Raw genomic sequence first — 25,715 nt, forward strand, 5'->3', positions numbered from 1 at the left:
GTCGGTTCAAGCCGTCGCCGCGACACCGGCCAAGCGACTTTGTCGCCTATTTTCCTGCGCCGCCTGTGGCATGTTCCGAAAGCTGATGGGGCGGGCTCAACAGGTGTCGATTATGGGGTAGTGAAACCTCCATCCACGGCATGAACAGTGCCTGTCGCGTAGCGGGAATCATCGGACAGCAAGAAAGCCACCAGCCCGGCTACGTCTTCCGGCGTGCCGTGGCGACCGAGCGGCACGGTCTCGCCGAACGTCTTGTCGGATCCAGCGAACACTTCCTCGGCAAGCTTGAATGTCATGGATCCCGCTATTGGACCCGGAGCGCACGCATTGACCCGAATGCCGCGGTTTCCAACTTCGAGGGCAGCGGTCTTCGTCATGCCAACAATTGCGTGTTTTGAACCGACATAGGCGACGATGCCGGCGCCCCCGACGACGCCAAGTGCGCTTGACATGTTCACCACTGAGCCTCCGTCGCGCATTCGCGGGAAAACGTACTTCATCCCGAGAAAGACGCCGCGAACGTTGACAGCCATGACCCGGTCGAAATCCGCTTCGGGAAAGTCGACAATCGGACGAACACGGGTCTGGATGCCGGCATTGTTGACGAACCCGTCGATCGCACCCCACAGCGAGAACGCCTTTTCGGCGTACGCTTTTACCTGCTCGGTGTTTGTGACGTCGGCGACAAAGGACTCCAATACGCCCTGCGGCGAAATCTTGTCCAGCTTGGTGCGTTCTTCCTCGCGCTCCACCACGGCGAGCACGTTTGCTCCCTCCGATATCAGCCGCTCGGAGATTGCTAGACCAAGGTCGCCACCGGCCCCTGTAATGACGATGTTCTTTCCCGTGAAGCGCATCTTGTCCCCTGTGATTGGTTGTCGATCTCTGTCCGTCATGCGCCCTAAGCTCGCATCGTGGACGCCGAAATCATGGAAAATCTGCGCAACTCGATGTCGCCGGTGATCAGTGTCGGTGCCGCTGCCAGAAACTTTCGGATATGTTTCGCATGCATGTGGGCCTCCAATCCGCTGGCTGTTTTCCAGTTTTCGTAAACGAACCAAACGTCGGGATCCTCGACGGACTGGTGCAGGTTGTAGCTCAGACACTCCGCTTCACTCCGTGTAGGCTCGACAAGAGCCACCAGCGCCATCCCCAGCTCATGCGTCCGCCCTGGGCGAGCGCGGAAGAATGCGAGATTTGTGACTGTGCTCATCTTCTTCGATCCTTCCGAAATCACTGCGGCGTCACCTGATAAGGATTTCGGCCAAGCGTTCACCAATCATTATGCTGGGCGCCTGGGTATTGCCGGTAATGATGTCGGGCATGATCGACGCGTCGGCGATGCGAAGATTGTCGACGCCATAAACCTTCAGCTTTGAGTCAACGACAGAAGCATCGTCTTGCCCCATCTTGGCGGTGCTCGTGGGGTGATGCATGGAGGTCGCGCCGTCGCGAATGAGATGGTCCAATTCCTCCCCAGCACGATCGCCGGGCAGAAGCTCGCGCTTGGCAAATGGCTTCATCGCTTCGGAATTCCCGAGATCGCGGGCTAGTTGCATGCCACGTCGCAAGGCCGCAAGATCACGCGGGTCCGACAGGAAGTTCGAGTGTATTTCCGGCGCCACGCGTGGATCGGTCGATTTAAGTTCAATAAAGCCACGGCTCGCTGGGCGAACCAGGCCAGGTGCAATCGTCCAGGCGCCGTTTACGGCATATTTCGCAGTGACTTCGGAGACATAGGGAACTTCGATCTGGAATATATGAAGATCGGGAGTGGCCAAGTCGGCGCTGCTTTTGACGAACAGATTGGCTTCGGCGGCATTGTTACGGACCACCATAGGCTCGTGCGGTTCCCATAGCGCTGACCCGATGATGGGATGGTCTTGAAGGTTCCGTCCAACGCCAGGCAAGTGCGAAACCAATGGAATTCCAAACCGGTCAAGTTCGGCACGATCGCCGATACCGGAAAGCAACAGGATCTTCGGTGTTTGAATGGCGCCCGCCGAAAGAACCACTTCCCGTGAAGTCGCTATTCGGTGAATTTCACCCTGCCATTCGAATTCGATCCCGGTGACCACGTTGCCGTCGACCAACAAGCGATTGACGAACGCGTTCGTCAACACTGTAAGGTTCGGTCGGTCCATCACCGGGTAAAGATAGGAAGCAGCGGCATTCAGGCGGCGGCCCTCACGGATGCGGACGTTCGAGATGGCGGCGCCTCCGGAACCTTCCTGCATGATGCCGTTCTGATCCTCAAAGACAGGTATCCCCAAAGATTCGGCCGCCTTGAGGAAGGCCGGCGCGAGCGGGTTGGGGTCCGGTGCCGGTTGGACGAATACTTCTCCACCCCGGCCACGGCGCTCCGGGTCCGGGGCACCATGCCAGTCCTCGATGCGCTTGTAGATTTCCAGCACATGTCGATAGCCCCAGTCCTCATCGCCTGCTGCCTTGGCCCAGGAGTCGAAATCGTGTTTGTGGCCGCGTGCCCACACCATGCCATTGATGCTTGTTCCGCCGCCGAGCGCCTTGCCGGAGGCGTGCTTGATCGAGCGCTGGTTGACGCCAGCGCTCGGCGCGGCTTCGTACGCCCAATCAACGTCGGTGCCCTGGTTGAGATACCAGGATTCGGTCATGAGAATTCCTGGCCTGAGGTCATCGCCGCCTGCCTCGAGAAGCAGCACGTTGTTGAGAGTATCCTCGGCCAAGCGGCGAGCCACCGCAGCGCCCGCCGCGCCGGCCCCAACCACGATGTATTCGTAACTCTTCCTCAACCGCGATCGGAGCGCGGTCTGGTTGGCTCCGATGGCCATGAACTTCTGCGCCGCCTCGTCGGCGTCCGGGCCCGACAGGCCCAGTTGCGTCGCGCCGTCCAGGAAAACCCGACGATCGATTTGTCCCGTGACCAGTTGGCCTTCCAGCAGAGCAAGCCGGACAGAGTTCGACGCATTGGAAATATCGTTCATGGCTCCCTCCCGTATTGAATGGCAGGCGGAAAACTGGAGCCGGCGATCGGATTGGGTGCGAAAGCGCCGCTCTGTCATCTCATGATGGAATATCCGGCTTCACGGAGGTTCGCCGCAATGACAACTATCCCATAAAAACTGCCACCCGACCTGGGACGAGAATTGAAGGGCAGCGTTTTAGGGCGTGAACCCATAAAATTCGGCGTTATGAGTTATCAGGATTGATGGTTAGCGACCATATTCCAGGTGGATGAGCGGATAAGGCTTGCCTTGCCCGTCGAGTGGCGAACGGCCTGTGCGCCTGAGACTAAACACCTACCGCAGCGGTCGAGTGGCGGCCTGCCTATACGGCTGGAAGGCTTGGCCTCACGAAGCGATGCAGAAGTTTGAGCAGCGCTGGCCGCTGGGGACGGCTGCGCGCACCTGTTATGGGTTGGCGCTTTGGCTAGGCAATCGTCGCGGCGATGTTGCCGATTTGCGGTGGGACCAGAGGGTGACGCGCAAGGTCATGATCGATGGCCAGGAGCGTCATTTCGACGGCTTCGACATCGTCCAGGCAAAGAACAGGAGCAGGACCGGTGGCAAGCGGCTTTTCGTACCGATTACCCCCATGCTTGCCGAGATCCTTGATGCCACGGACAAGCGCGGCGAAACCGTCTTGGTGACCGCTTATGGCCAGCCCTTCTCCGCCAAATCCTGACCGGGACCATGGCACACTGGTGCAAGCTTGCAGGGCTTGCGAAAGGGCTGACGCTGCACGGACTGAGAAAGTCACTTGGCGTCTATCTCGCCGAGGCAGAGGTCTCGACCAGGCAGCTCATGGATGTGCTGGGGCACGACGACATCGATCACGCTGAACTCTATTCACGCGAGGCATCGCAGGTCCGCCTGGCGGTTCAGGGCATGGATCGCGTGGTGCGGCTCGTGACCCGCAGGCCGCTGCTTGGCGAACCTGTTGGCGAACCTCCCCGTAAGCCATTGATAAATAAGGATAATGGTGGGCCCGGAGGGACTCGAACCCCCAACCAAGCGGTTATGAGCCGCCGGCTCTAACCATTGAGCTACAGGCCCCACGCGGGCTGGATTAATGTTTTTCCTTCGACGGCACAAGGCTTTCCCTGCGGGCTTTCACAGATCGCCCAAATCAGCCCATATTCGCGCCCTAGTTGAGCATCCGCGACAGGATCGCGGACCAAGGAGATTTTCATGACCAGACACCTTTTGCCTCTCGCGCTCGCCGCTGCAATCGCTTTTCCGGCGATGGCTGGAGCCACCGATTTGCCGACGCCGCCCCGCATCATCGTGTCCGGCGAAGGCGAGGCAACCGTCGCTCCCGATCTGGCGGTGCTGACGCTCAGCGTGATGCGCGAAGCCAAGACCGCACGTGCGGCGCTCGACGCCAACAACGACGCGATGGCCGCGGTGATCGCCGCGATGAAGGCGGCCGGTATCAAGGACCGCGACCTGCAGACCGCCGGCATCCAGATCAATCCACGCTACAATTACACCAACAAGCCGGACGGCAGCCAGGAGGCCGAGCTCGTCGCCTATCAGGTCACCAACACGCTCTCGGTGCGCGTGCGCGACGTCGACAAGACAGGCGAGATCATCGACAAGGCGGTTTCGCTCGGCGTCAACCAGGGCGGCGGCATCGCCTTCACCAACGACAATCCGTCGGCCACCGTCAGCGAAGCCCGCAAGAAAGCGGTCGCCGATGCCATGGCCAAGGCCAAGACGCTTGCCGAGGCCGCCGGCGTCAGCCTCGGCCGGGTGCTCGAAATCACCGATCAGAACATCAGGCCGATGCCGATGCCGATCAACGCCAAGGCTTTCGACGCCGCGGCCGGCGCGGCTCCGGTGCAGGCCGGCGAGAATTCCTACAACGTCCAGGTCACCGTCACGTTTGAACTGAAGTAACGCGCGAACGAGGGCGGTGTCTCTGTCGCCGGCCCTGCCGGCGACGGAGACACCCCCATCGCGAACAGAAAACCCCGCGGAATCGCTTCCGCGGGGTTTTTTCGAGCCGCACCCGTCCGACGGGGGCTCTGCTATCAAAAGGCTTCAGCGGTTGATGATCGGGCAGCCGCGCTCATTGGCGAACACGATGACGACGCGGTCGCCATACTGGCGGCCCATGACCTTGACCGTGCGGCGGCTGACGTCGACGATGCGGGCACGGCGCAGCCCCATGCGGTCGGCCTTGTCGAGGGCACGCTCTGGCGAACAGCCCCGGCGCCAGTCGTCGCGGCGCTCGTCGCGACGGTAGCGATACCCATCATCACCGGCATAGACGCCGAAGCGCGGATCCTGGTTGTTGCCGAAGCCCAGATAGAGGCTGTCGGCATGGGCGGGGATGGCGGCCAGCGTGCCGAGGCCGACCAGCGCCGAAAGGGCCGCCGTCTTGATCATGGTGTACATGGTTCTCTCTCCTTGTTGCGGGCTTGTGCCCGTCCTCGTGAAACCGATGGTGGGAGAATGCACTCGCCTGTCTGAACTATTTACGAACCCGCCGTTCATCTGCGGTTCATGTGGCGGGAAAAGGAAATCTCAGCCGGTTTTTCGAACGATGCGCCTCAAACGCCCTGCCCTGCGTGGTTCCGGCGCGCCTTGCCGACACCGCCTCAGGGCTCGTCGTTGAGCATATAGTCAAAATAATCCTCCGGCTCGGCGAGGTCGGTTTCGCTCGCCTTGACCCGGCCGCGCATCGAGATGCCGGCCTCATGCACGGTCTCGGCACTGCCCGACACCAGACGGTGCCACCAGTAGAGATCGCGGCCCTCGGCAACCAGCCTGTAGGCGCATGTGCTGGGCAGCCAGCTGATGGTACGCACGTTCTGCGGCGTCAGGCCGACGCAATCGGGAACGCGCGCCAGCCGGTTGGCGTAGTCGGCGCAACGGCAAGTCCGCGCATCGAACAGCCGGCAGCCGACGCTGGTCCAGTAGATTTCGCCCGTATCCTCGTCCTCGAGCTTCGACAGGCAGCATTTGCCGCAACCATCGCAGAGCGATTCCCACTCGGCCGGACTCATCGCCTCCAGCGTCTTTGTTTTCCAGAACGGTGTTTCCATCCCGGGGATGTGGCCCCAGCAATCGCCAAGGTCAAGCATCGCAATGGCCGCAATGGGGCCACACCCCAGCCGAATGACACGAAGTTGCCTTCAAAAGGCCGGCCAATCGCCCTGTACGGCCCCTACCCATGGGCAGCTGGAACCAATTTCGTTAAAATCGGTTTTCGGCAAGGATGGGACCCCACAAGGAGAATTTTCAATGAAACGCCAACCACGGATTCTGGCAGGCACCGCACTTGGCCTGCTGATGGCATCCGCGCCGTTAGGCGCATCCCCGCTTCAGGGAAGCGCCGCGTTCGGCTCCCTGCAACGCGGCCCCGTACCAATGATCCTCGCTCAGGCGGCTTGCGCCGAGGGCGAATCAGCCGAAGCCTGCGCCCAGAAGCAGCAGGGAGAGCAGAAGCCCGAGCGCAAGAAGCGCGAGCAGCAACAGACCGAACAGGCGCCAGCCGGCGAGGCCGCTCCCGCCGCCGGGGAACAACAGCCGCGCAGGAAGCGCGACCAGCAACAGACCCAGCAAGCTCCCGCCGCTGAGGCCGCTCCCGCGACCGAGGAGCAGCAACCGCGCAGGAAGAAGCGCGACCAACAGCAGCAGCAGACCGAGCAGGCGCCCGCCGGCCAGGCCGCTCCCGCAACCGATGAACAGCAGCCGCGCAGGAAGAAGCGCGACCAGCAGCAGCAGCAGCAGACCCAGCAGGCTCCCGCCGCTGAAACCGCTCCCGCAACCGAGGAGCAGCAGCCGCGCAGGAAGAAGCGCGACCAGCAACAGCAGCAGACCCAGCAGGCGCCCGCCGCTGAAGCCGCTCCCGCGACCGACGAGCAGCAGCCGCGCAGGAAGAAGCGCGACCAACAGCAGCAACAACAGACCGAGCAGGCGCCGGCCGGCCAGACAGCACCCGCCAATGACAACCAGCCGGTCGAGAACCCGCGTAAGAAGCGCAAGCAGGACCAGCAGATCGAGACAGCACCTACCGAGCAGGCGCCCGCCGCCGAGCCCGGACAGAAGCCGGAAAAGCACAAGAAGCCGGCTGGGACGAACGAACCGGCGCCGGAGGCCACACCTGTTCCGACCAAGAAGGAAGCCCCGGCCGAACAGCCGGCGCCGAAGACCGAGCAGGCTCCTGCCGGCGGACAGGCTCCCGCCCAAGGCGAACAGCCGCAGGACAAGACGAAGAGGACCGTCAGGAAACCGGCAGGCGAGCAACCGGCGACGGGTGAGCAGCCCGCGACCGGCGAGCAGCCGCAGACCGGCAAGCAGCCCGCCACGGGCGAACAGCCGGCCACGAACGGCAAGGCCGTGCCCGCACAGGGCGAGAACCCAGTGCAGGGCGAGGCGCCCGCCAACAAGAACGCCGCTCCCATTCTCGACAGCCAGAAGGATGCCGAGCGCAGGGGTGGCAGAAAGCCCGCCAACCAGAATGGCGGGCAGCAGAATGGTGGCCGGAACGCCCAGCAAGGCACCGAGCAAGAGCAGAAGCCTGCGGTCGCTCCGGTCGACCAGGGACCGCCTCCAACCGACGACAAGGCCGCCCAGCAGGAGATCAGGACCGAAAAGATCGTCCCGGTGACGCAAGAGAAGGGCAAGCGCCTCGATCGCGCACCCGACGAGAACATCCGCGACCGCCGCCGTCCCAAGGGCGTCGATGTGCTCAAGGAGATCGGCGACCGGGTCATCATCCAGCTCAACGACCAGACGTTCGTCCAGAGCAACGACCGCCCGCGCCTGACCCGCGGCGCCAGGGATGTCTATTACGAGGACCTGCCGCAAGGCCGCACCCGCGAGACCGTAGAGCGCGACAATGGCATCCGGATCGTCACCATCCGCAACCGCTACGGCGACATTCTGCAGCGGTCGCGCATCGCGCCCGACGGCCACGAATATGTGCTGAGCTATGTCGACGAGAGGAGCTATCAGGACGAAAACGACTGGCGCGATCCAGGCGACGACCTGCCGCCGATGCGGCTGACCATCCCGCGCCGGGACTACATCCTCGATTCCGAGGATGTCCAGAGCCCGGACGACTACTACACCTTCCTCGAACAGCCGCCGGTGGAAAAGGTGCAGCGCCTCTATTCGATCAACGAGGTCAAGCGGTCGGCCCGCGTGCGTGATATTGCCCGGCGCATCGACCTCGACACGCTGAACTTCGAATTCGGCTCGTCCTCGATCTCCGACACCGAGGTGCAGAAACTCCAGGGCGTCGCCGACGCGATGGAGAAGCTGTTGAAGAAGAACCCGGCCGAGACCTTCCTGATCGAAGGCCACACCGACGCGGTCGGCACGCCCGAGGCGAACCTCGCCCTGTCGGACCGCCGCGCCGAAGCGGTCGCCGAAGCGCTGACCAATGCCTTCGGCATTCCTCCGGAGAACCTGACGACACAGGGCTATGGCGAGGAGTATCTGAAGGTCAACACCTCGGCGCCGAACCGCGAGAACCGACGCGTCGCCATCCGCCGGATCACCTCGCTGGTGGCGCCGGTGGCGAGCAACAATCAATAGTCGAGCTGTTTCCAAGGCTTGAGACAGCATCTGGAATCAGACTGGCAAGAAATATCCCACCCCGGCAAAACCGGGGTGGGCCCGAGTTCAGACTTATTCCGGCACGGAAGAATTCTAGCGGCATTAGAGCCGGCTCATTGAATCGGCGCCGTGCAGACCCCAGATTCTGGGCTGGGCGTTCCCTGCCCCGTCCCGACTCCAGCGGGACGCATTGAGCCCCGCCGGCCCTCTCCGGCGGGGTTTTTGCTTTGACCGAGTGAGCCAAGCCGTTCTCACCGCTCCTATACGGGAGAAGGTGACGGAGTTGGATGAGAGGCGGCGCTGCCGGCGCGCGATTTCCCTCAATAAATGCTTTTCACCTTCGTAGCCGAATTGGCGAACACCTCGTCCGGCACGAAGAAGTCGCCGGCCAGCGGCCCGGTCGCGCCCGGCGCGTAGGCGGAAAAATCCGTCACGCCTTCGGCGCGCAGCACCTCTTCATCGATGTAGAAATTGCCCGATGTCTCGCGTGACGGCCGCAGGAAGATCGCATGCGCGGCATCGGCCATGATGTCGGGCGAACGGCTCATCGCCGCCACCGTGGCGCCACCCAGGAGATTGCGCACCGCCGCCGTGTCGATGGTCGAGATCGGCCACAGCGAATTCACCGCGATGCCGTCCCTGGCGAACTCGGCGCTCATGCCCAGCGTGCACATCGACATGCCGAACTTGGCCATGGTGTAGGCGACATGGTTCCTGAACCACTTGGCCTTCATGTCGAGCGGCGGCGCCAGATTCAGGATGTGAGGATTTTCAGCCAACTTCAGGTGCGGAATGCACATTTTGGAGACCAGGAACGTGCCGCGCGTGTTGATCTGATGCATCAGGTCATAGCGCTTCATGTCGGTTTCCAGCGTGCCCGTAAGCTGGATGGCGCTGGCATTGTTGACGCAGATATCGATGCCGCCGAATTTCTCCACTGTCCTGGCAACCGCCTCGGCCACCTGCGCCTCCTCGCGGATGTCGCACAGCACCGGCAGCGCCCTGCCGCCGGCCTGCTCGATTTCTTCAGCGGCGGTATAGATGGTGCCCGGCAGCTTCGGGTGCGGCTCGGCGGTCTTGGCGGCGATCGTCACATTGGCGCCGTCGCGCGCGGCGCGCAGCGCGATCGCCAGCCCGATGCCGCGCGACCCGCCGGAGATGAACAGCGTCTTTCCCTTGAGCGACATTTTTCCTCCGCTTCCGTTGCCTCTTTGCACGATCCTTGCCCGCGGCGGCTCCGGATACAAGGGCTTGGCGTCCCAAGGACGATGACGCAACGGAGGCCGGTATCGCCCAACGCCTGTTGGATGCCGTGGCTTTATGGTATATATTCTATACAATGAGGTAGATTATAGAATGGCAATGTCGATCAAGAATGTGGAAGTCGAACAACTGGCGCGCGAGTTGGCGCGCCGGCGTCGGGTGTCCGTCACTGAGGCGATCCGCCAGAGTCTCGAGCGCGAGATTGCCCGCGAGCGGCTGGTGCCGCGTGACGAACCCGATAGTCTCTTCCAGCGCCTGATGGCGATCGCCGACAAGGCCGGCAAGATTCCAAGACGCGAGAATGCGATGACCGAAGATGAGATCCTCGGTTACGATGAACTTGGAATTCCGACGCGATGATCGTCGATTCATCGGCCCTCGTCGCGGTTCTGCGCGCCGAACCTGGCCATGATCAATTTGTGCGCGCCATCGCCAACGCCGGGAGACGGCTGATCGCGGCGCCAACGCTGCTTGAGACGACGATGGTGCTGGTCGGCGGCTGGCAGGACGAGATAGCCGATCGTCTTGACGCCTTCCTGAGCGCGGCTTCGATCGATACGATCCCGTTCACGGCCGACCATGCGGCGGTAGCCCGTCAAGCCTTCCTGCGCTATGGCAAGGGCAGACATCCGGCCGCGCTTAATTTCGGCGACTGCATCGCCTATGCCGCGGCTCGGCTCGAGGTCATGCCGTTATTATTCAAGGGCAATGATTTTCGACTAACCGATATCGAACCCGCCATCTGACTGAGGCGCTAAACCAGCACCAGCCCCTGCCGCATGGCGATGGCGATGGCGTCGGTGCGGTTGGCGGCGCCGAGCTTGATCAGGATCGCGGCGACATGGAATTTCGCCGTATGCACGGAAATGTTGAGCCGCCGAGCAATCACCTTGTTGGGCGCGCCTTCGGCCAGCAGCGCCAGCACTTCCGCCTCGCGCGGCGACAGCGTTGGGCGTACGGCATGCTCGTCGGAGGTTTCGTCCTCGAAAGACTCGCCCTCGCTGGTATGGAAATCCTCATGGCGCCCGCCGCCGCCATCGCCCGAGACGCGATACCCGGCTGTCGTCAGCCGCGCCGCCGCGGCAATCAGCAGATCGTCCGCGCCCGCGGGCATGACGGCAAACACCTCTCCGGCCGGCCGCTCGCTGCCGGCATGTCCCGACAGCAGCACCCGTGGAATTGAAGCCGGCACGGTATCACCGCTCCTGTCATCGACGATGGCAACGTCGGCCCTGCCGCCGCCGGCCACGACCGGCAACAGGTCATCGCTGGCGGCAAGCGAGGCCGCCAGGCGCTCGGCGCGGGCCGCATCGCCAAGCGCAATCAGCACCACCAGCCGCCGCGAGGCGGCGCTGTCGGTCATGATCCGTTCGCTGGCGAGCATATCCATCTGGCCTCTCAGGAAAGTGGCTTTTCGCCGATGGTGAGCTGGACGTCGCGCTGTTCGCCGCCACGCACCACGCCGAGCGTCACCGATGCGCCGGCGCTGTCGGGCCCGAGCCTGCGGATCAGGTCGCGCGGGCCATGCACGGCCTCGCCGTTCCAGGCCACGATAATGTCGCCCAGCGACAGGCCGGCGGCCTTGGCCGGGCCATGGTCGTCGAGGCTCATCACCATCGCGCCGCGCGCATCGCGGTCGCGCACCGGATGCAGGCCGGCCCCGAGATAGCCGCGCGCGACATGGCCCTTCTCGCGCAGCGTCGCCACTGCTCGTTCGATCGTCTCGTAAGGCATGACCAACGCACGGCCGCGTGGCCCGAACAGAAGCATGCCGATGAGCGCCCCCTTGGCGTCCAGCACCGGGCCACCCTCGAAGCGGCCGCCGGCGCCGACGGCCAGGTGGATGCGCCGGTCGATGGTGCCGCCGCGCATCGAGCGCCAGGCAGGGCCGACTTCGCCGACCGAGCCGGAAACGGCCAGCGCCGAGCCCCGGCTGCTGCCGATGGCAAGGGCGACGTTGCCCGGCCGGACGAGATCCGCCTTGGCAAGGACAGGCGCGCTGACCGCATCCGCGGGCTTCAGCAGGGCAACCCCTGTGGAGGGATCGCGGCCGACGAGTTCGGCCTTCACCGCTTCGCCCGAGGCCAATGTCAGTTCGATCTCCTCGCCGGCCTCGACGGCCTCCTCGGCGGTGACGAAATAACCGTCGCCCCAGTGGAAGGCGCTTGCCGTGCGGTGATGATGCGTGGCGAAGCTTGCCGTAGCGGGCGCCGCCTTGGCGGCGAGATCGGCGATGGCCTCGGAAAATGCATTCAGATTGAAGTCGCTCATAATGATCTCCTGGGTTCTCTCATGCCCCAGATATCGCTCGGCGCTGCGTCCGGAGATACTCGCCTGACGGCTAGTTGCCGGTTCGACTGGCCATCTGGTCAGGTCGCGGCCGGTCGGGCTGCTCCGCACATATAGTTACGAAAAAACCTGAAAACATGGAGCCCGCTTTATGGCCCTCGCCGCCCGGATATTCGAAACCGATGAAACACTGCTCGATGCCTATTCGATGACGGTGGCCGACGCAGTCGACCGCATCGGCCCGGCCGTCTGCCGCATCGAGCGCATCGGCGGCCAGGGCGGCCATGGATCGGGCTTCGTCATTGCGCCGGACGGGCTGGTCGTCACCAATTTCCATGTCGTCGGCGATGCCAAAACGGTGCGCGTCTCGATGCCCGACGGCGCCTCCAGGGAAGGCCGCGTGCTCGGCCGCGATCCTGACACAGACATCGCGCTGGTGCGTGCCGACGGCAGCTTCGCCGATGTGGCGCCGCTCGGCGATTCCAAGCGGCTGCGGCGCGGCCAGATCGCCATTGCCATCGGCAATCCGCTGGGTTTCGAATGGACCGTCACCTCGGGCGTCGTCTCGGCGCTCGGCCGCTCGATGCGCGCCTCGACCGGCCGGCTGATCGACGACGTGATCCAGACCGACGCCGCGCTCAACCCCGGCAATTCCGGCGGGCCGCTGGTATCGTCGGCCGGCGAGGTCATCGGCGTCAACACCGCCATGATCCATGGCGCGCAAGGCATCGCCTTCGCGGTCGCCTCCAACACAGCCAACTTCGTCATCTCGGAGATCATCCGCTTCGGCCGGGTGCGGCGCGCCTTCATCGGAATCTCGGCCGACACCACCAATTTGCCGCGCCGGGCGGCCCTTCTGTCGCAAGTCTCGACCAGCACGGCGGTGCGGCTTCGCACCGTCGAGAAGAACGGCCCGGCGGCCGAAGCGGGTCTCAAGGAAGGCGACATCATCGCCGCCATTGACGGGCGCCCGGTCACCGGCGTCGACGATCTCGTGCGCATGCTCGACGCCGAGCGCATCGGCCGCGAGACGCTGTGCACGGTGGTGCGCCGCACCGGCGTCAGTCAGGTGATGGTGACGCCGGTGGCGCGGGCAAGCTGAGGCTGTCGCTCAACCCCCGGCCGCTCCCTGCGCATACCGCGCCAGAAATTCCTCGCTGGGCGGGATGGGCCTGATGACATCGATCAGCACCCCATTGGGGTCCCTGGTGATGAAATGGCGTTGGCCGAAGGGCTCGTCGCGCAGGGAACGCAGGATCGGCAGTCCGGCGGCGGTGGCGCGCGCATAGACGGCGTCGGGATCCGCGACCTCGAAATTGATCAGCAGGCCCGAGGTGCGGCCCCGTCCCTCCTGCGGGATCGTTTCATGGTCGCCCTGGACGATGCCGAGGTTGACGCGCTTGCTGTCGACCGATTGCAGATGCACGTACCAGTCGCTCGTAAACAGCGGCTGGAAATCAAAGTGCTCGACATAGAAGGCGGCTGTACCGGCGACATCGCCGGTCATCAGCACAGGGTAATAGCTTGATATCTTCATCTTTCGCTCTCCTGTCGATTAACATACAGTCTGCAGGTAAACGCAAATAACATACAGGCTGTATGTATGCAACAGGAATCCGGACGCCGCTCCAACCGCGACCGCACCGAAGCGACACGCGGCGATCTCATCGCGGCGGCGCGAAAGCTGTTTACGGAAAAATCCTATGCCGAGACCGGCACGCCGGAGATCGTCGCCGCCGCCGGCGTGACGCGCGGCGCGCTCTATCATCACTTCGCCGACAAACAGGCGCTGTTTGCCGCCGTGGTCGAGCAGGAGGCGCAGGCGGTGGCCGAGGAGATCGACCGGGCGTCACCGTCCTCGCTCAGCGCCCGCGATGCGTTGATCGCAGGTTCGGATGCCTATCTCGCCGCCATGCGCGTGTCCGGCCGCACACGGCTCTTGCTGCTTGACGGGCCGGCCGTGCTCGGCCGTGCCGACATGGATGCGATCGACAACCGACACGGCAGCCGTTCGCTGCGCGAAGGCCTGGTCGCGGCAATGCGCGAGCGATCCATGAAGACGCTGCCGGTGGAGGCGCTTACCGCCCTGCTCGCCTCGGCCTTTGACCGGGCGGCTCTCGCCATCGAGGCGGGAGGATCCGACAAAGACTACCGGGTCGTCCTTTTGGCGCTGATCGACGGTCTGTCCCGGGCCTGACGGGAAACAACTTTCCCGTGGGAAGTCGCGGGTCCGGGTGGGTGCTGGCGCCGACACGGCGAGATGTCGCGCTTCCGTCAAGGAAGACGAACCTCAACTCTGCGCATTGCCGATCTCGGGCTCATCCTCCGGCACCTCGCCCGGCTCGAATTCGTTGAAGCAGCCAAGCTGACGCTTGAACTGGTCGATCAGCCAGGCCGCCGCCGGCTTCGGGCTGCGGTCGACGCGATGCATGGCATAAAGCGGCGAACTCACCTCCTTGTAGGGTTCGAGATCGAGCTCAACCAGCCGGCCATTGGCCAGATCCTCGGCGATGAGCCATCGCGGCAGACCGCCCCAGCCCAGCCCCGCGCGCATCAGTGTGTGCTTGGTGCGCATGTCCGTCAGCCGCCAGGTGCGGTAGGCGAAGACACCGTAGTCGCGTCCCTTGGTGCGCTCGGACTGGTCGATGACGACGAGTTGCGTGTGTTCGCGCACATCCTCGAGCGCGACCGGCTTCGGCAGCAGCGCCAGCGGGTGGTTGGGCGCCGCGGCCGGCACCATGGACATGAAGCCGATGCGCACGAGATGCACGTCGACGTCGCCCAGAAGACCGCCTATGCCGAGATCGGCCTGTCCACTGACGACGTAGTCGGGAATAAGGCCGAGCGAGCCGATATGCAGACGCAGCATCACCGCGGGAAACTGCGCCTCGAATGCCTTGAGCACCCTGACCAGCACCGGAGACGGCAACGCCACGTCGACCGACAACGCCACCTCGGCCTCCAGCCCGTGATGGTGCCCGTCTACCCGGGAGCGAATGCGCTGCAGCATGCCGATCATGCGCCTTGCATCCTCCAGCGTCGCCCGGCCGATCTCGGTCAGTTGCGGCTCGCGCGTGCCCTCGCGTTCGAACAGCTTCAGCCCAAGCTGCGCTTCGAGATTGGCGATACCGTAGCTGATGACGGATTGCGCCCGGTTGAGCTTGCGGCCGGCAGCCGAGAAACTCCCGGTCTCGGCAACGGCGACAAGGATCTGAAGCTGGTCGAGGGTCGGGTTGGGCTGCATCATCGTATCTATTTTATGGATGGATCGTATAGGAAATATACCAGTTTATTTGATTGGTTGATAGCCCCATATCTGGCGGGACAATTCATCCCGCTGGAGAAACCCGCTATGTCCATTCTTCTTGTTACCTCGAGCCCGCGCGGCGCCGCCTCGCACTCAACCCGCATCGCCACCGAATTCGCGGAAAAGCTGCTTGCCGCGGATCCGTCGAACACGCTCGTCGTGCGCGACCTCGTCGCCAACCCGCTGCCGCACATCGATGCCGACTATTCGACCGGCATCTACACGCCGGCCGAAGACCGCACACCGCGCCAGGCTGAAGTGGTCGGTGTTTCCGACGCGGTGCTGGACGAACTGTTCGCCGCCGACACGGTGATCCTGGCCACCGGCTTCATCAACTTCAACATCTCCTCGACGCTGAAGTCCTGGGTCGACCACGTCGCCCGTTCCGGCAAGAGCTTTGCCTATGGCGAGAATGGCCCCAAGGGCCTCGTCACCGGCAAGAAGGTCTATATCGTGCTGGCTTCCGGCGGCATCTATTCCGAAGGTGCGGCCGTGCAGATGGACCACGCGATCCCTTACCTGCGCTCCGTGCTCGGCTTCATCGGCATGACCGATGTCGACGTCATCCGCATCGAAGGTGTCGGCATGGGCCCTGACGCGGTGACCGCTGCTCTCGCCAAGGCGACCGCCAAGGTCGACGCGGTGGTGGCTGCCAGCCAGCAGGTGGCCGCGGCTGCCTAAGGCACCTCGAATCTGAACTCGAAAGGCAGGCATTCGCGCCTGCCTTTTGCCGTTCAATAACAGCCCTTCTCGCGCGCTTCCCGAAGTGCGGGCAACGCGAACCGGTATGCGACCGCGCCCCTGGAACAGGGCAACCTTGACAAACAGGCTCGACCAGCTTGCCGAAAAGCTCGACCGCTCGCGCTCTTATATGGCAGCCCAAGCCATTGAGGACTTTGTAGCCCGCCAGGAATGGCAGCTCGCGGAGATACAGGCGGGATTGGCCGAGGCCGAGCGCGGTGAATTTGCCAGTGAGCTAGAGTTGGCCGCCGTGATCGGGAAATACGTCAAATCAACCGGCTGACAATGAGCCGCAGGACAATCCGCTGGACCAAGCGGTCCGTACCTCGGCTTCACCGAGCAGCCGGTCATGGGGCGCGTTGGGCGTATCAAATCGACTCCCTGTATCGTCCCTTGTCGCGTAGGCAGAGATACCGTCGAGATACTGACCGTCCTACATGCCGCTCAACAGGGGCCGCAGACCCTGTGAACTAGCTAATGCTGGCCGAGGGACCTGAAATCTGGGCGATGACGGCCTCGCGTGAGTCGCGCGAGGCCGTCATCACTTCGGCGAACTGTCGTCGTCCACCGTCCAGCGACCGCGGCCCGGCGGCGGGCTGGAGCAGGCGGTGGCCACCAGCAAGGCCTCCTCCTCGCCGGAAAGCTGCGCGCCCCCCGGAGCGCGGCTCCTCGCTGAGCGCTGCCTCCAGTGCCGTCAATCAGATTGGTTTATTACGGTGAACGGACGATTGCTATCTACAGCCGCGCCAATTGTGTTGTGGTCAACAGCCCGCCTCGGCTTGACCGCCGGGCAGCTCGCCCGACGGTCGGTATCCATTACCGATCGGCGCTTCAGTGTACCACATAGACGATGCGGCGCGTCGATGGCTCAACCAGCACCGGGCGGTTGTTCACATAGACATATCGGTACCGGTAGTTCGGGATCTTCTGTAGGGCCACCGTGTCAGGCAGGGTCGCGCCGGTCACAACCTTGCCTTGAAGGTAAACAGGCTTGACCCGATGCGCGCTGATGTAAGTGCGCACCTGTTCCGGCGGATTGATCACGGTGCCGGCTGCACCGCCGCCGACGACCCCAGCCGCGCCGCCCACAGCAGCGCCAACTGGTCCTCCAATGATAGCGCCGGCGATTGCTCCGGTAGCGCCGCCGGCGATGGCTCCGGCATTACCGCCTTGATCGCGAGGAGGTTTCACAACCGCGATGCCGGAATCGGCCGGCCGCTCGGTTAAGACCACCCGATTGCCGCCGAATTCTGCGGTGACGTAGTCGGAATAGACCCAGCCTTGACCACCGGCCTCGGCGATGGTGCACCATTTCGAGTTTTGCAGGCAGCCGTTCAGTGTGGCCGTCTGGCCCGCCCGCAGCACGCCGATGACCGGATACTGCGAGCCCGGCCCGGCTCGAACGTTAAGGTTGGTAGCGGCGGATACGGGAGTGTCGGCAAAAGCTGCGCCAGACAGGGCAACAAGCGCGCCTGTTATAACGGGTAACAAAAGCCTTTTCATCGTTCTCTCTCCGTTTCATGGTTCCCTCAGAGCCAAAACGAGGAAGAACCGTGTGCGTTCCGGCTAAAATTCCGTGCGTTTTTCATTAATTGTTCCCGTTTCTCGCGAACTTGGTGGATAGGCCGAGAGAGATGCGGGCGCGTCGGATCCGTTTCACCGCTCACCTTGATCGGCCAGCCATTGAGAAAGGGCCACCACTAACCTCGACCGCGAGAGGTGCGGGGTCGTCAAGCCGCCGCCCGCAACATCCCCGAGCTCTGCGACACTATCCGCGACGCGCTGCCCCGCTTCACCGCCGAGGAATGCACAAACTACTTCAGCGCCGCAGGTTACGAGCCTGAGTGATCAGATTCTGCTCCAACCGGCAGCTGCCTTTCTATCCAATGAAATGCCTCAGCAGCCCCGCCGCCACCACTCCGATCAACACGGTCGGCAGCATGGAGAGCCGCGTCGCGGCGACCAAGGTGATGGCCAGCGCCAGGAGGTCGGCCGGATTGCGCGACACGAAGGCTGGTGCGATGACCGAGATCAGCACGCAGCCGGGTGCGGCTTCCATCACCGCCGTGGCACGGGCGCCGAGCACGCGGTTGCGCAGCACGACATAGCCGCCGATCCGCGTCAGATAGGTGACGCCGGCCATCAGCACGATGGTGAAAAAGGTCGCCATGTCGATCATGCCTCACCCGCCATCAGCCAGGCGGCAAGCAGCCCGGACACCGCGCCCGCCGCGACATACCAGGCGCCGGGAACGAAGAGATAGACAAGTGCGGCCACTATGAGGCTCACCAGCCAGGGCAGCGCCGCTTTCATATCCTTCCACATGCCGCGCATCAGCACCAGGAAGACGGCCGGGAAAGCCATGTCGAAGCCGTAGGTCTCGACATGGCCAAGCATCGGACCGAGCAAGGCGCCGAGCGTGGTGAAGGCCACCCAGGTCACATACATCGCCAGCGCCGCGCCCATATAGTAGCGCGGGCTGAAGGCCGGCCTGATCCCGTCGGCGGCACGCTGCTTGGCGTCGGCCAGGCCCAGCGCCCAGCTTTCGTCGCACATGAAGAACAACGCCGGGAACACCTCGCGCCGCGGCAGGTCGCGCAGGAACGGCGCCAGCGCCGCTCCCATCAGCAGATGACGGCTGTTGACCAGGAAGGTAATGGCGACGATGAGCAGGACATGCGGCGGCGACGTCCACAACTGGATTGCCGCGAATTCCGATCCCCCGGCGAAATTCAGCCCCGTCATCATAGACAACTCGACCGTGCTCAATCCTTTCTGGGAGGCCTGGGCGCCAAGCACCAGCGCATAGGGGATGGTGCCCAACAGCACCGGCGCACAGGACGCCACGCCTCGGCGGAGTTCCGATCCCGAGCCATCGCCCGCTGTTTGGGCTGTCTGTGAAATGCTCATGCCTTGCCACCGGCCGGCCTCGCGGCCGCCGCTTCCCTGGGTTTGAATTCTCGTGATACCGGCGGCAAACATACCCACATTTCTGCGCAATTTGGTCGCGAAGATTGTTGTGTCTCACCTGATTTTGGCATTGAATGCCGCAAACTAAAAAGAAAATGGAATTCAACGCCATGAAACTCGATGACATCGACAAACGCATCCTGCGCGCGTTGCAGCGCGACGGCCGCATGGCCAACAACGACCTGGCCAATGAGGTCGGCCTGTCGCCCTCGCCTTGCCTGCGCCGCGTAAAACTCCTGGAGGAAGCCGGCATCATCGATCGCTATGTCGCCGTGCTCAACCCGGCGAGCATCGGCAAGGGCCTCACCTTCTTCACCCGCATCTGGCTGAAGGCGCAGGACGAGGACACGATCGAGCATTTCGCCACTGAGGTGGCCAGGCTGCCCCAGGTCATGGAATGCTATCTGATGCTGGGCGACTGCGACGCCATGGTGCGCGTGGTGGCCGCCAGCATCGACGACTACCGCCGCTTCCAGTCGGAGCATCTGAGCCGCATCAGGGGCGTCCAGAACGTCAAGACCGACGTCCCCAGCCAGACGATCAAATACACGCTGGAACTGCCGATCTGACAAGCGCTTGCAAGAGCGGCCCGAGCGGCCAAGAACAGCGTCGTTTCAGACTGGATAAAAATGCAACCGGATTGTAGGATCGGCTCGAGTGCCAGCTTGAGCGAGGCGGTGGCATGACGCTACCGCCTGGCCTGTCGCTACGCGGATTTGAGAACCGGAAATGAGCGTTTCTGGATGGCCCGCTTTGCCTGGAAATTCGCTGCCGGAAGCGGGCGACCGACATGAAAGCCCTGGACCTTGTCTATACGGTATTCGCGCATGAGGCCCATCTGCTGCTCGGTTTCCACCCCTTCGACGAGGATCTTGTGGCCGCGATTGCGGACCAGGGCGATGATGTCCTGCAGCATGGCCATGCCCTTGGGCGTGGCGCAGTCATGAAGGAACGAGCGATCGATCTTCACCGTATCGAAATCGATCAGACGAAGCCACGAAAGGCCGGCGAAGCCGGTCCCGAAATCATCAAGCCATATCTTGATGCCCAACAGCTTCAGGTCGCTGATGCACCGCAGGATGTCCGAGTGCATCTCCATTTCCAGCCCTTCGGTGATTTCGAAGGCCAGCCTGTTGCCGGTCACGCCGGTCTCGCCCAGGATGGTCGCGACGGATGCAGCGAAGCCGGGCGTCTTGAGCTGGATCGGCGAGACGTTGACGCTGACAACGCGGACGTGATCGCCAGCCAGAAGCTCGGTGCACACGGTCCTTATTGCCCAGCGCCCGAGTTCCAGGATCGCGCCAGTGCGTTCGGCAACGGGAATGAACAGGCTCGGCGGAACCAAGGTGCCGTCCAGCATTTTGAGGCGCATCAGCGCCTCCACGGCCTCTAGCCTGCCCGATTTGACATCCTGGATGGGTTGATAGACGAGCGAAACCAGATCCTGGCCGATCGCGATCTTCAGCAAGGCCGCAAGATTCTCGCTCTCGTCGCTGCTCTGGGGATCGGTCGGATCGAACAGCCGGGCACAGTTTCGGCCGCTGGCCTTTGCCAGATAGAGCGCGCGATCCGCCTCGTGGATGATCTTCTCCAGCTTGGCGCCGGACTGCTTCCTGGTGAAGGCAGCGCCAACACTCGCCGTCACGATCGAAATACCGTCCCGTCGCAGTTCGTGGGTAAGCGCCAGGTTCTCCACCGTGCGGCAAATGGCTTCCGCGAGATCCGCGACCTGGTCCTTCTTGTCCATGCGCGCCAGGACGATGAATTCTTCACCGCCGTAGCGCCCGATCGAACCATCATAGCCCTTGATCAGATCGCTGAGGGCGTTGGCGACATGGATCAGGCAACGGTCGCCCTCCTGATGGCCGTAGCAGTCGTTGAACTTTTTGAAGAAGTCCACGTCGATCAGGATCGCGGCAAAACCTGCGCCAAGCTTCTGCCAGTCGCTCCAGTAGTCCCGCAGCTTCTCGTCGATCGCCCGCCGGTTCTCCAGACCTGTAAGCGGATCCGTCCGCGACAGCCTGAGCAGCGCCTTGCCGCGCTCGGTGGCCTCCCTGTGCTGAATTTTGGCTTCCAGGGCATTCAGGAAGACGTTGTAACGCTCTTCGTTCAGCTTCCAGTTCACATATGAGGTGAACGTGAAGCATGAAATATAGAAAATAGCTAATACTAGCTTGTACGTCGGAGTAGAAGGAACGAAATAATTAACAATGAACAGTAAAAATAATATTATAGCGGATGTTACAATAGACAGCTTAAATCGAAATGTAAAGAAGAGATTTGCACCCATCATAAAAATGGTGCCGAAGACCATATAATAAGAAACGCTCTCTTTCTCCGCAGACAAGATCGTTGGACATAACCAACCAAGGTAGCCAAATATAATGGCCGCAGCGCAGGTGACATCAAGCCATTCTGCTCCGACTCCCCGGCGAAGCTGCGCCTCCAAGGTCAAAAGCGCTGCCAATCCGACCGCAAAGCGCGCCTCGATCGTGTAGGCCGCCACGTCTGGAATGAGCAGCAGATCCATTGCCGAAAACAGCAGATAGATGGCAACGGCGATCCAAAGCCCTGGCCTGGCTTCCACTCTTCGCGTTGCTTCAGCTTCCTTGCGGTAAAGGATACGAAGTTCGGTCGCCTCCAACTCCTGGCGCGGATCGTGCGGTTCCGAATCCACCGCATCGGCCACTCGGGATGACACGCGCTCGTTCACAAATCCCGGCTGAAGGGGATTTCGCGATCCGAATTCTTTTGCAGCTTCTGCCCCCAACGCAGACCGACTCCTTGGGTGCGACATGTCTTGCCCGCGCAGCCAAATGCAATGATGCAGGACAAGTTTTCGTTAACTCGAACCCGGAATCGCTCCTTAAAAACCCCAAAGAATTGATATGGTTAGCGGGAAATTAATCATATCGATAGAATGCTCATGAGCCGACATTGGCAAATGGAGCATTCTACGCAATAAGTTAACTAACTGTTAACTATGGAGCATCCGTGTGCAAACTCTCTTTGACGGCAAAAGCCTGATTACTGCCGAGCTGATTGCCGACGGGCTACCTCGAGGAAAGATCGAGCATTACGGCGAAGCTTTCGAAACCGCTCGCGCCGAGCTTGCACTCATACTCCACGCGACACAGCAGCAGATCGAGCAACATAAGGACCCCGCCGAGATCATTCGTCGTCTGACGTCGTACCTCAGCGCGACACGCTCCAAGGTTCATCGCGACGTTTGGCAAGCCTTGATACCGGTGGTGCAGAACCACCCGGTCGTGAAATATTTTCTCGAGGATCCGCTTACGCGCTGGTCCTTCACCAAGCCCAGAGGTTATTCCGGCGACGCGCAGTTGCTCGACTACATCTATTGCGACCCGCATGTGGCCGAGAGCGTGGCGAACGCCTCGGAGGTCGGCAAGGCACTCTATAACTATACCAAGGACGTGCCCTCGTCCATCGCAGCGCGGGAACGGCGCGATCTCTTGACGCGCTATGTCGATGAGATTGCGGACAAAAATGGGCCGCAAACCGAGGTTCTCGCGATCGCGGCCGGCCATTTGCGGGAAGCCAATCGTTCCACCGCCCTGGCCGAAGGCCGCCTCAAGCGCTGGGTCGCGCTCGATCAGGACCCCCAGAGCGTCGGACTGATAGCGCGCGACTTCCAGGGCACCGCCGTCGAGGCCATCGACGGTTCGGTGCGAACCCTGCTCACCAGGGGCCACAGACTGGGCAAGTTCGACTTCATCTACGCCTCCGGCCTTTACGACTATCTCCAGCACAACGTCGCGGTGAAGCTCACCAAGACTTGCCTGCAGATGCTGAAGCCGAATGGGATATTCCTGTTCGCGAACTACGCCGAAAGTAATTCCGGCGCGGGGTATTGGGAGACATTCATGGACTGGGTTCTGCTGCTGCGCACGGAAACCGATATGTGGAACATCATCAACGCCAGCGTCGACCGCAACACGGTCGATGCGCAGGTCTACTTTGGCGAGAACCGCAACGTGCTGTACGGCGTCATAAAAAAGCGCGGATAAGGCTTGCCGGGCACTAGGCGCCCCGCACCGACTTCAAGACAGCAAATCCCGGGGCCCCGCCCGGGATCATGTGCTTGGCGTGAACTGGGCTTTCAGCACTGCGCGAAATTTCTGCATCGTCTTTTCGGTTGTCTGGGCATCGGCCGCCGCATCTGTCGCGGAAGATGCCGACGACCTGGATGGCGGATTCGGTGGCTCGGAAATCCAGCCATTGCCCGAGATGCCTTTGCGCGCCTTCCAGCAAGAACTGCCGTCAGGCATTGCCCTTGCGGCGCAATACCGATGATCGCCGCCTCAGCCCGCCCCGCCTACCCGAACATCCGATCGCCCTGTTCATCCACCAGCTGGATACCCTTCTTGATGGAGATGTCGATGGCGTCGTCGAGGCCGGCGAAACGGTCGGCGCGGATGAATCTGTGTTCCTTCATCACGCCGTCGATCTCCTTGGAGACCACGCCGCAGGTCTGGTACTGGCCCTCGGCCTTGTAGGGCGTGGCGCTGATCAGGAAACCCTTGTGCTCGACCTGCTTGGCGGGTGCCGCACCCTTGGGCTCGGCCGCTTCACCGCCGCCGCCGAAAAGACGCTTCAGAAAAGACATGGCTCAAATCTCCTTGTTCGCCCCTGCAAACCGCTTCTTGTCGGCGATTCACGACGCTGTTGGCCCAGCATGCGCGAATGTGCCGCCGCGTTCCAGCCCCCTGATGAAGACGGTCACAAGGAGTTCCACCTGCCGCTCGATCTCGTCCGCCTGCCGGCGTACGGATCTCGCCGCATAGCCGCTGGTGACGATGCCGTGCACGCTTGACCACAATGTGCGCGCCGCCACCCGGCGCGTTTCGTCGTCGAGATCGAAGTCGCCGCCGGCGAGCACCGCGGCGATAATGTCGAACAGCTGGTCGAGCCGCGCTTCATAGGCATCCGGCTCGGCCAGCGTCGGACGGCGCCTGTTGAAGGCGAGCAGTGCCGGCCAGCTGCCGGGATGCGCCTCGACAAAGCGCATATAGGCGCCGGCCAATGCCAGCAGGCGCTGCCGCACGTCGGTGATGCCGCGCTTGGTGAGGTCGGCCATCGCCGCCGCCCCCGCGGCCCCCAGCCGGTCCAGCAGCCGCATGTTGACGGCACGATGCACGCCGTCGAGATCGGAAAAAAGATTGTAGACCGAACCGACGGAGATGCCCGCCTGCTCGGCAATGGTCCTCGCCTTCAGATTGTCCATGCCGCCCTCGTTGATGAGCGTCTCGGCAATGGCCAGCACGCGCTCGCCGGTCTCTTCCTTGTCCAGTGCCATGCTTTTCCCTGTGAATGCGCATCCTTGCCGGACGGAACGCTGTCAGGAACCACCCAGACTGCTCGTTTACCATACCCCGAGCGTCGTGAACAGCGTTCAAAAATAGCTTGAACAATGTTCATTTCCTGTTATATTTGGCTTTGTGAACATTGTTCCCGGGAAAATTCGAAGGGAGAAGAACATGCTTAGCCTGATCAGAACATTGCTCGACGGCGCCAGCGCGCGTGCCGAGGACGGCCTGAAGGATCGCTTTGCCATCGACCTTCTGGCGCAGCGCATCCGCGACGCCGAGGCGGGACTTGCCGCCGCCAAGCAGACGCTTGCCACCCTGATCGTGCGCCAGCGCGCCGAGCAGGCCGGCCTCGACCAGCTCGACCGCCGCCACGCCGATCTGGAAACCCGCACGCTGAGCGCGCTGGCCGCCGGCAACAACGGGCTCGCCGAAAGCGGTGCCGCGGCCATCGCCGAGTTGGAGAACGAACGCGAAGTCCGCCGCGCCACCGTGCAGAGCCTTGGCGAAAAGACCTTGCGGATGCGCGTTTCGGTGGAGCGGGCGCATCGCCGTATCATCGACCTCAACCAGGGCATGATCTCGGCCCGCGCCATCGATGCCGAACGCAAGGCGCAGTCACGCCTCGTCAGGTCGATCGGCCATTCGGCAAACCTCAACGAAGCGGAGGAACTTCTGGCTCGCATCAAGGGAGCCAGCGACCCGTTCGAGGAGGCCGGCATCCTCGACGAGATCGACGGCGAATTGCGTCACGAGGCAATCCGCGACCGCCTTGCCGAGGCAGGACACGGTCCGGCGGTGAAGGTGCGCGCCAAGGATGTGCTCGAACGGCTGAAGACCATCAACTGAAACCGCTTTCCCGGACCTGACTTCCAATCCAACTCTCGTCAAAGCACGGAGAACTCCAATGAACGCCAATCAGACCTACATCATGTTCAACACCATCTCGGTCGGTGCCGCCTATTTCATGCTCGGCCTGTCGCTGTGGCTGGCGCCCGTCGACCTGTCGACCAAGGGCTACTGGGCCATGGGCATCCTGCTGCTCACCGGCAGCCTTGTGAACCTTGTGAAGTACCGCACCGACGAGCGCATCTCGGCCGAGACCACCGCCAAGATCGAGAAGGCGCGCAACGAAAAGCTGATCAGCGAATATGTCGGCAAGGAGTGAGGCCGGCATGCCCCGACGCAGAAAAGCCCGGGCCTCCCCGGCTTTTGGTATCCGCCGCTTCAACCTCCCCCTTGTGGGGAGGTCGGACCGCAGGT

The 25,715-nt window shown here is 62.6% G+C and carries 29 protein-coding genes, 1 tRNA gene and 2 pseudogenes; 14 read left to right on the plus strand and 18 right to left on the minus strand.

Annotation, left to right across the window (positions count from 1 at the left end):
* Positions 1-110: 110 nt before the first annotated feature.
* Genes FJ930_RS11915 through FJ930_RS11925 form a run of 3 tightly spaced genes read right to left on the minus strand, consistent with a single transcriptional unit; the run spans position 111 to position 2,963 of the window.
* Positions 111-857 (minus strand): SDR family oxidoreductase, encoded by a 747-nt coding sequence (locus tag FJ930_RS11915; protein WP_181763355.1) that lies wholly within the window; start codon positions 855-857, stop codon positions 111-113.
* Between the two features lie 44 nt (positions 858-901).
* A complete protein-coding gene (locus tag FJ930_RS11920) occupies positions 902-1,213 on the minus strand; it encodes a putative quinol monooxygenase (protein ID WP_141837785.1) in 312 nt (103 codons plus the stop codon).
* Between the two features lie 31 nt (positions 1,214-1,244).
* Positions 1,245-2,963, minus strand: a complete 1,719-nt coding sequence (locus FJ930_RS11925; protein WP_246676881.1) for an FAD-dependent oxidoreductase — start codon at positions 2,961-2,963, stop codon at positions 1,245-1,247.
* 433 nt (positions 2,964-3,396) lie between these two features.
* On the opposite strand from FJ930_RS11925, the pseudogene FJ930_RS11935 reads away from it, so the two are divergent.
* Positions 3,397-3,887: pseudogene (locus tag FJ930_RS11935) on the plus strand (tyrosine-type recombinase/integrase); the annotation flags it as partial.
* A 71-nt stretch (positions 3,888-3,958) separates the two neighbouring features.
* Here FJ930_RS11935 and FJ930_RS11940 read toward each other — a convergent pair.
* Positions 3,959-4,034 (minus strand) — tRNA-Ile (locus FJ930_RS11940).
* 135 nt (positions 4,035-4,169) lie between these two features.
* On the opposite strand from FJ930_RS11940, the gene FJ930_RS11945 reads away from it, so the two are divergent.
* A complete protein-coding gene (locus FJ930_RS11945; RefSeq protein WP_141837787.1) occupies positions 4,170-4,880 on the plus strand; it encodes an SIMPL domain-containing protein in 711 nt (236 codons plus the stop codon).
* Positions 4,881-5,024: 144 nt separating this feature from the next.
* On the opposite strand, the gene FJ930_RS11950 is transcribed toward FJ930_RS11945, so the two are convergent.
* Positions 5,025-5,381: a hypothetical protein gene (locus FJ930_RS11950; protein ID WP_140746715.1), complete on the minus strand. Its 357-nt coding sequence runs from the start codon at positions 5,379-5,381 to the stop codon at positions 5,025-5,027.
* A gap of 203 nt (positions 5,382-5,584) precedes the next feature.
* Complete coding sequence (locus tag FJ930_RS11955) at positions 5,585-6,031, minus strand: YcgN family cysteine cluster protein (RefSeq protein WP_141837986.1); 447 nt, start codon at positions 6,029-6,031, stop codon at positions 5,585-5,587.
* Positions 6,032-6,230: 199 nt separating this feature from the next.
* Between FJ930_RS11955 and FJ930_RS11960 the strand changes: the two genes are divergently transcribed.
* A complete protein-coding gene (locus FJ930_RS11960; protein WP_141837789.1) occupies positions 6,231-8,531 on the plus strand; it encodes an OmpA family protein in 2,301 nt (766 codons plus the stop codon).
* 341 nt (positions 8,532-8,872) lie between these two features.
* Here FJ930_RS11960 and FJ930_RS11965 read toward each other — a convergent pair whose 3' ends face one another.
* Entirely contained in the window at positions 8,873-9,739 is an 867-nt protein-coding gene (locus FJ930_RS11965; protein ID WP_140746721.1) for an NAD(P)-dependent oxidoreductase, read from the minus strand.
* Between the two features lie 169 nt (positions 9,740-9,908).
* Here FJ930_RS11965 and FJ930_RS11970 point away from each other — a divergent pair, with 169 nt between their 5' ends.
* Both FJ930_RS11970 and FJ930_RS11975 read left to right on the plus strand, forming a co-directional pair.
* Entirely contained in the window at positions 9,909-10,175 is a 267-nt protein-coding gene (locus FJ930_RS11970; RefSeq protein WP_141837791.1) for a type II toxin-antitoxin system VapB family antitoxin, read from the plus strand.
* Positions 10,172-10,561 (plus strand): type II toxin-antitoxin system VapC family toxin, encoded by a 390-nt coding sequence (locus tag FJ930_RS11975; RefSeq protein ID WP_141837793.1) that lies wholly within the window; start codon positions 10,172-10,174, stop codon positions 10,559-10,561. The genes FJ930_RS11970 and FJ930_RS11975 overlap by 4 nt, the downstream gene beginning before the upstream one ends.
* A gap of 8 nt (positions 10,562-10,569) precedes the next feature.
* Here the strand turns inward: FJ930_RS11975 and FJ930_RS11980 are convergent, their stop codons facing one another.
* Positions 10,570-11,205 carry a helix-turn-helix transcriptional regulator gene (locus tag FJ930_RS11980; RefSeq protein WP_141837795.1) on the minus strand — a complete coding sequence of 212 codons (636 nt, stop codon included), beginning with the start codon at positions 11,203-11,205 and terminating at the stop codon, positions 10,570-10,572.
* 8 nt (positions 11,206-11,213) lie between these two features.
* A complete protein-coding gene (locus FJ930_RS11985) occupies positions 11,214-12,086 on the minus strand; it encodes a S1C family serine protease (RefSeq protein ID WP_141837797.1) in 873 nt (290 codons plus the stop codon).
* A 169-nt stretch (positions 12,087-12,255) separates the two neighbouring features.
* Between FJ930_RS11985 and FJ930_RS11990 the strand changes: the two genes are divergently transcribed.
* The gene (locus tag FJ930_RS11990) at positions 12,256-13,206 is read left to right on the plus strand and encodes a trypsin-like peptidase domain-containing protein (protein WP_141837799.1); all 951 of its coding nucleotides are present in this window, start codon (positions 12,256-12,258) and stop codon (positions 13,204-13,206) included.
* A gap of 9 nt (positions 13,207-13,215) precedes the next feature.
* Here FJ930_RS11990 and FJ930_RS11995 read toward each other — a convergent pair whose 3' ends face one another.
* On the minus strand, positions 13,216-13,641 hold the full coding sequence (locus FJ930_RS11995) for a VOC family protein (protein ID WP_141837801.1): 426 nt from the start codon (positions 13,639-13,641) through the stop codon (positions 13,216-13,218).
* A gap of 66 nt (positions 13,642-13,707) precedes the next feature.
* On the opposite strand from FJ930_RS11995, the gene FJ930_RS12000 reads away from it, so the two are divergent.
* Complete coding sequence (locus tag FJ930_RS12000) at positions 13,708-14,301, plus strand: TetR/AcrR family transcriptional regulator (protein ID WP_141837803.1); 594 nt, start codon at positions 13,708-13,710, stop codon at positions 14,299-14,301.
* A 93-nt stretch (positions 14,302-14,394) separates the two neighbouring features.
* On the opposite strand, the gene FJ930_RS12005 is transcribed toward FJ930_RS12000, so the two are convergent.
* Positions 14,395-15,348: a LysR family transcriptional regulator gene (locus FJ930_RS12005; protein WP_141837988.1), complete on the minus strand. Its 954-nt coding sequence runs from the start codon at positions 15,346-15,348 to the stop codon at positions 14,395-14,397.
* 108 nt (positions 15,349-15,456) lie between these two features.
* Here FJ930_RS12005 and FJ930_RS12010 point away from each other — a divergent pair, with 108 nt between their 5' ends.
* Both FJ930_RS12010 and FJ930_RS12015 read left to right on the plus strand, forming a co-directional pair.
* Positions 15,457-16,092 carry an FMN-dependent NADH-azoreductase gene (locus FJ930_RS12010; protein ID WP_141837805.1) on the plus strand — a complete coding sequence of 212 codons (636 nt, stop codon included), beginning with the start codon at positions 15,457-15,459 and terminating at the stop codon, positions 16,090-16,092.
* 136 nt (positions 16,093-16,228) lie between these two features.
* A complete protein-coding gene (locus FJ930_RS12015; RefSeq protein WP_246676894.1) occupies positions 16,229-16,435 on the plus strand; it encodes a CopG family ribbon-helix-helix protein in 207 nt (68 codons plus the stop codon).
* 279 nt (positions 16,436-16,714) lie between these two features.
* Here FJ930_RS12015 and FJ930_RS30410 read toward each other — a convergent pair.
* The 4 genes and pseudogenes from FJ930_RS30410 to FJ930_RS12035 all read right to left on the minus strand — a co-directional run.
* Positions 16,715-16,841 (minus strand): annotated as a pseudogene (locus tag FJ930_RS30410) (IS630 family transposase); the annotation flags it as partial.
* Positions 16,842-16,983: 142 nt separating this feature from the next.
* Positions 16,984-17,655 (minus strand): DUF1236 domain-containing protein, encoded by a 672-nt coding sequence (locus FJ930_RS12025; protein WP_141837809.1) that lies wholly within the window; start codon positions 17,653-17,655, stop codon positions 16,984-16,986.
* A gap of 376 nt (positions 17,656-18,031) precedes the next feature.
* Entirely contained in the window at positions 18,032-18,331 is a 300-nt protein-coding gene (locus FJ930_RS12030) for an AzlD family protein (RefSeq protein WP_140744513.1), read from the minus strand.
* On the minus strand, positions 18,328-19,062 hold the full coding sequence (locus tag FJ930_RS12035) for an AzlC family ABC transporter permease (protein WP_141837811.1): 735 nt from the start codon (positions 19,060-19,062) through the stop codon (positions 18,328-18,330). Before FJ930_RS12035 ends, FJ930_RS12030 begins: the two co-directional genes overlap by 4 nt.
* Before the next feature lie 170 nt (positions 19,063-19,232).
* Here FJ930_RS12035 and FJ930_RS12040 point away from each other — a divergent pair, with 170 nt between their 5' ends.
* A complete protein-coding gene (locus FJ930_RS12040) occupies positions 19,233-19,691 on the plus strand; it encodes an Lrp/AsnC family transcriptional regulator (protein WP_140744511.1) in 459 nt (152 codons plus the stop codon).
* 137 nt (positions 19,692-19,828) lie between these two features.
* Here FJ930_RS12040 and FJ930_RS12045 read toward each other — a convergent pair whose 3' ends face one another.
* Positions 19,829-21,892: an EAL domain-containing protein gene (locus tag FJ930_RS12045; RefSeq protein ID WP_246676882.1), complete on the minus strand. Its 2,064-nt coding sequence runs from the start codon at positions 21,890-21,892 to the stop codon at positions 19,829-19,831.
* Between the two features lie 226 nt (positions 21,893-22,118).
* Between FJ930_RS12045 and FJ930_RS12050 the strand changes: the two genes are divergently transcribed.
* Positions 22,119-23,153 (plus strand): class I SAM-dependent methyltransferase, encoded by a 1,035-nt coding sequence (locus tag FJ930_RS12050; RefSeq protein ID WP_141837813.1) that lies wholly within the window; start codon positions 22,119-22,121, stop codon positions 23,151-23,153.
* A 79-nt stretch (positions 23,154-23,232) separates the two neighbouring features.
* Positions 23,233-23,439: a hypothetical protein gene (locus FJ930_RS30075; protein ID WP_181763357.1), complete on the plus strand. Its 207-nt coding sequence runs from the start codon at positions 23,233-23,235 to the stop codon at positions 23,437-23,439.
* A gap of 22 nt (positions 23,440-23,461) precedes the next feature.
* Here FJ930_RS30075 and FJ930_RS12060 read toward each other — a convergent pair whose 3' ends face one another.
* Positions 23,462-23,752, minus strand: coding sequence for an HlyU family transcriptional regulator (locus tag FJ930_RS12060; protein ID WP_141837815.1), 291 nt, complete (start codon positions 23,750-23,752; stop codon positions 23,462-23,464).
* 48 nt (positions 23,753-23,800) lie between these two features.
* Positions 23,801-24,442 (minus strand): TetR/AcrR family transcriptional regulator, encoded by a 642-nt coding sequence (locus tag FJ930_RS12065; protein WP_140744508.1) that lies wholly within the window; start codon positions 24,440-24,442, stop codon positions 23,801-23,803.
* Between the two features lie 181 nt (positions 24,443-24,623).
* Between FJ930_RS12065 and FJ930_RS12070 the strand changes: the two genes are divergently transcribed.
* Positions 24,624-25,301, plus strand: coding sequence for a PspA/IM30 family protein (locus FJ930_RS12070; RefSeq protein ID WP_141837817.1), 678 nt, complete (start codon positions 24,624-24,626; stop codon positions 25,299-25,301).
* A gap of 58 nt (positions 25,302-25,359) precedes the next feature.
* On the plus strand, positions 25,360-25,620 hold the full coding sequence (locus FJ930_RS12075) for a YiaA/YiaB family inner membrane protein (RefSeq protein ID WP_023770145.1): 261 nt from the start codon (positions 25,360-25,362) through the stop codon (positions 25,618-25,620).
* Positions 25,621-25,715 lie beyond the last annotated feature (95 nt).

This window comes from Mesorhizobium sp. B2-4-15 (assembly GCF_006658505.1).
Taxonomy (GTDB): Bacteria; Pseudomonadota; Alphaproteobacteria; order Rhizobiales; family Rhizobiaceae; genus Mesorhizobium.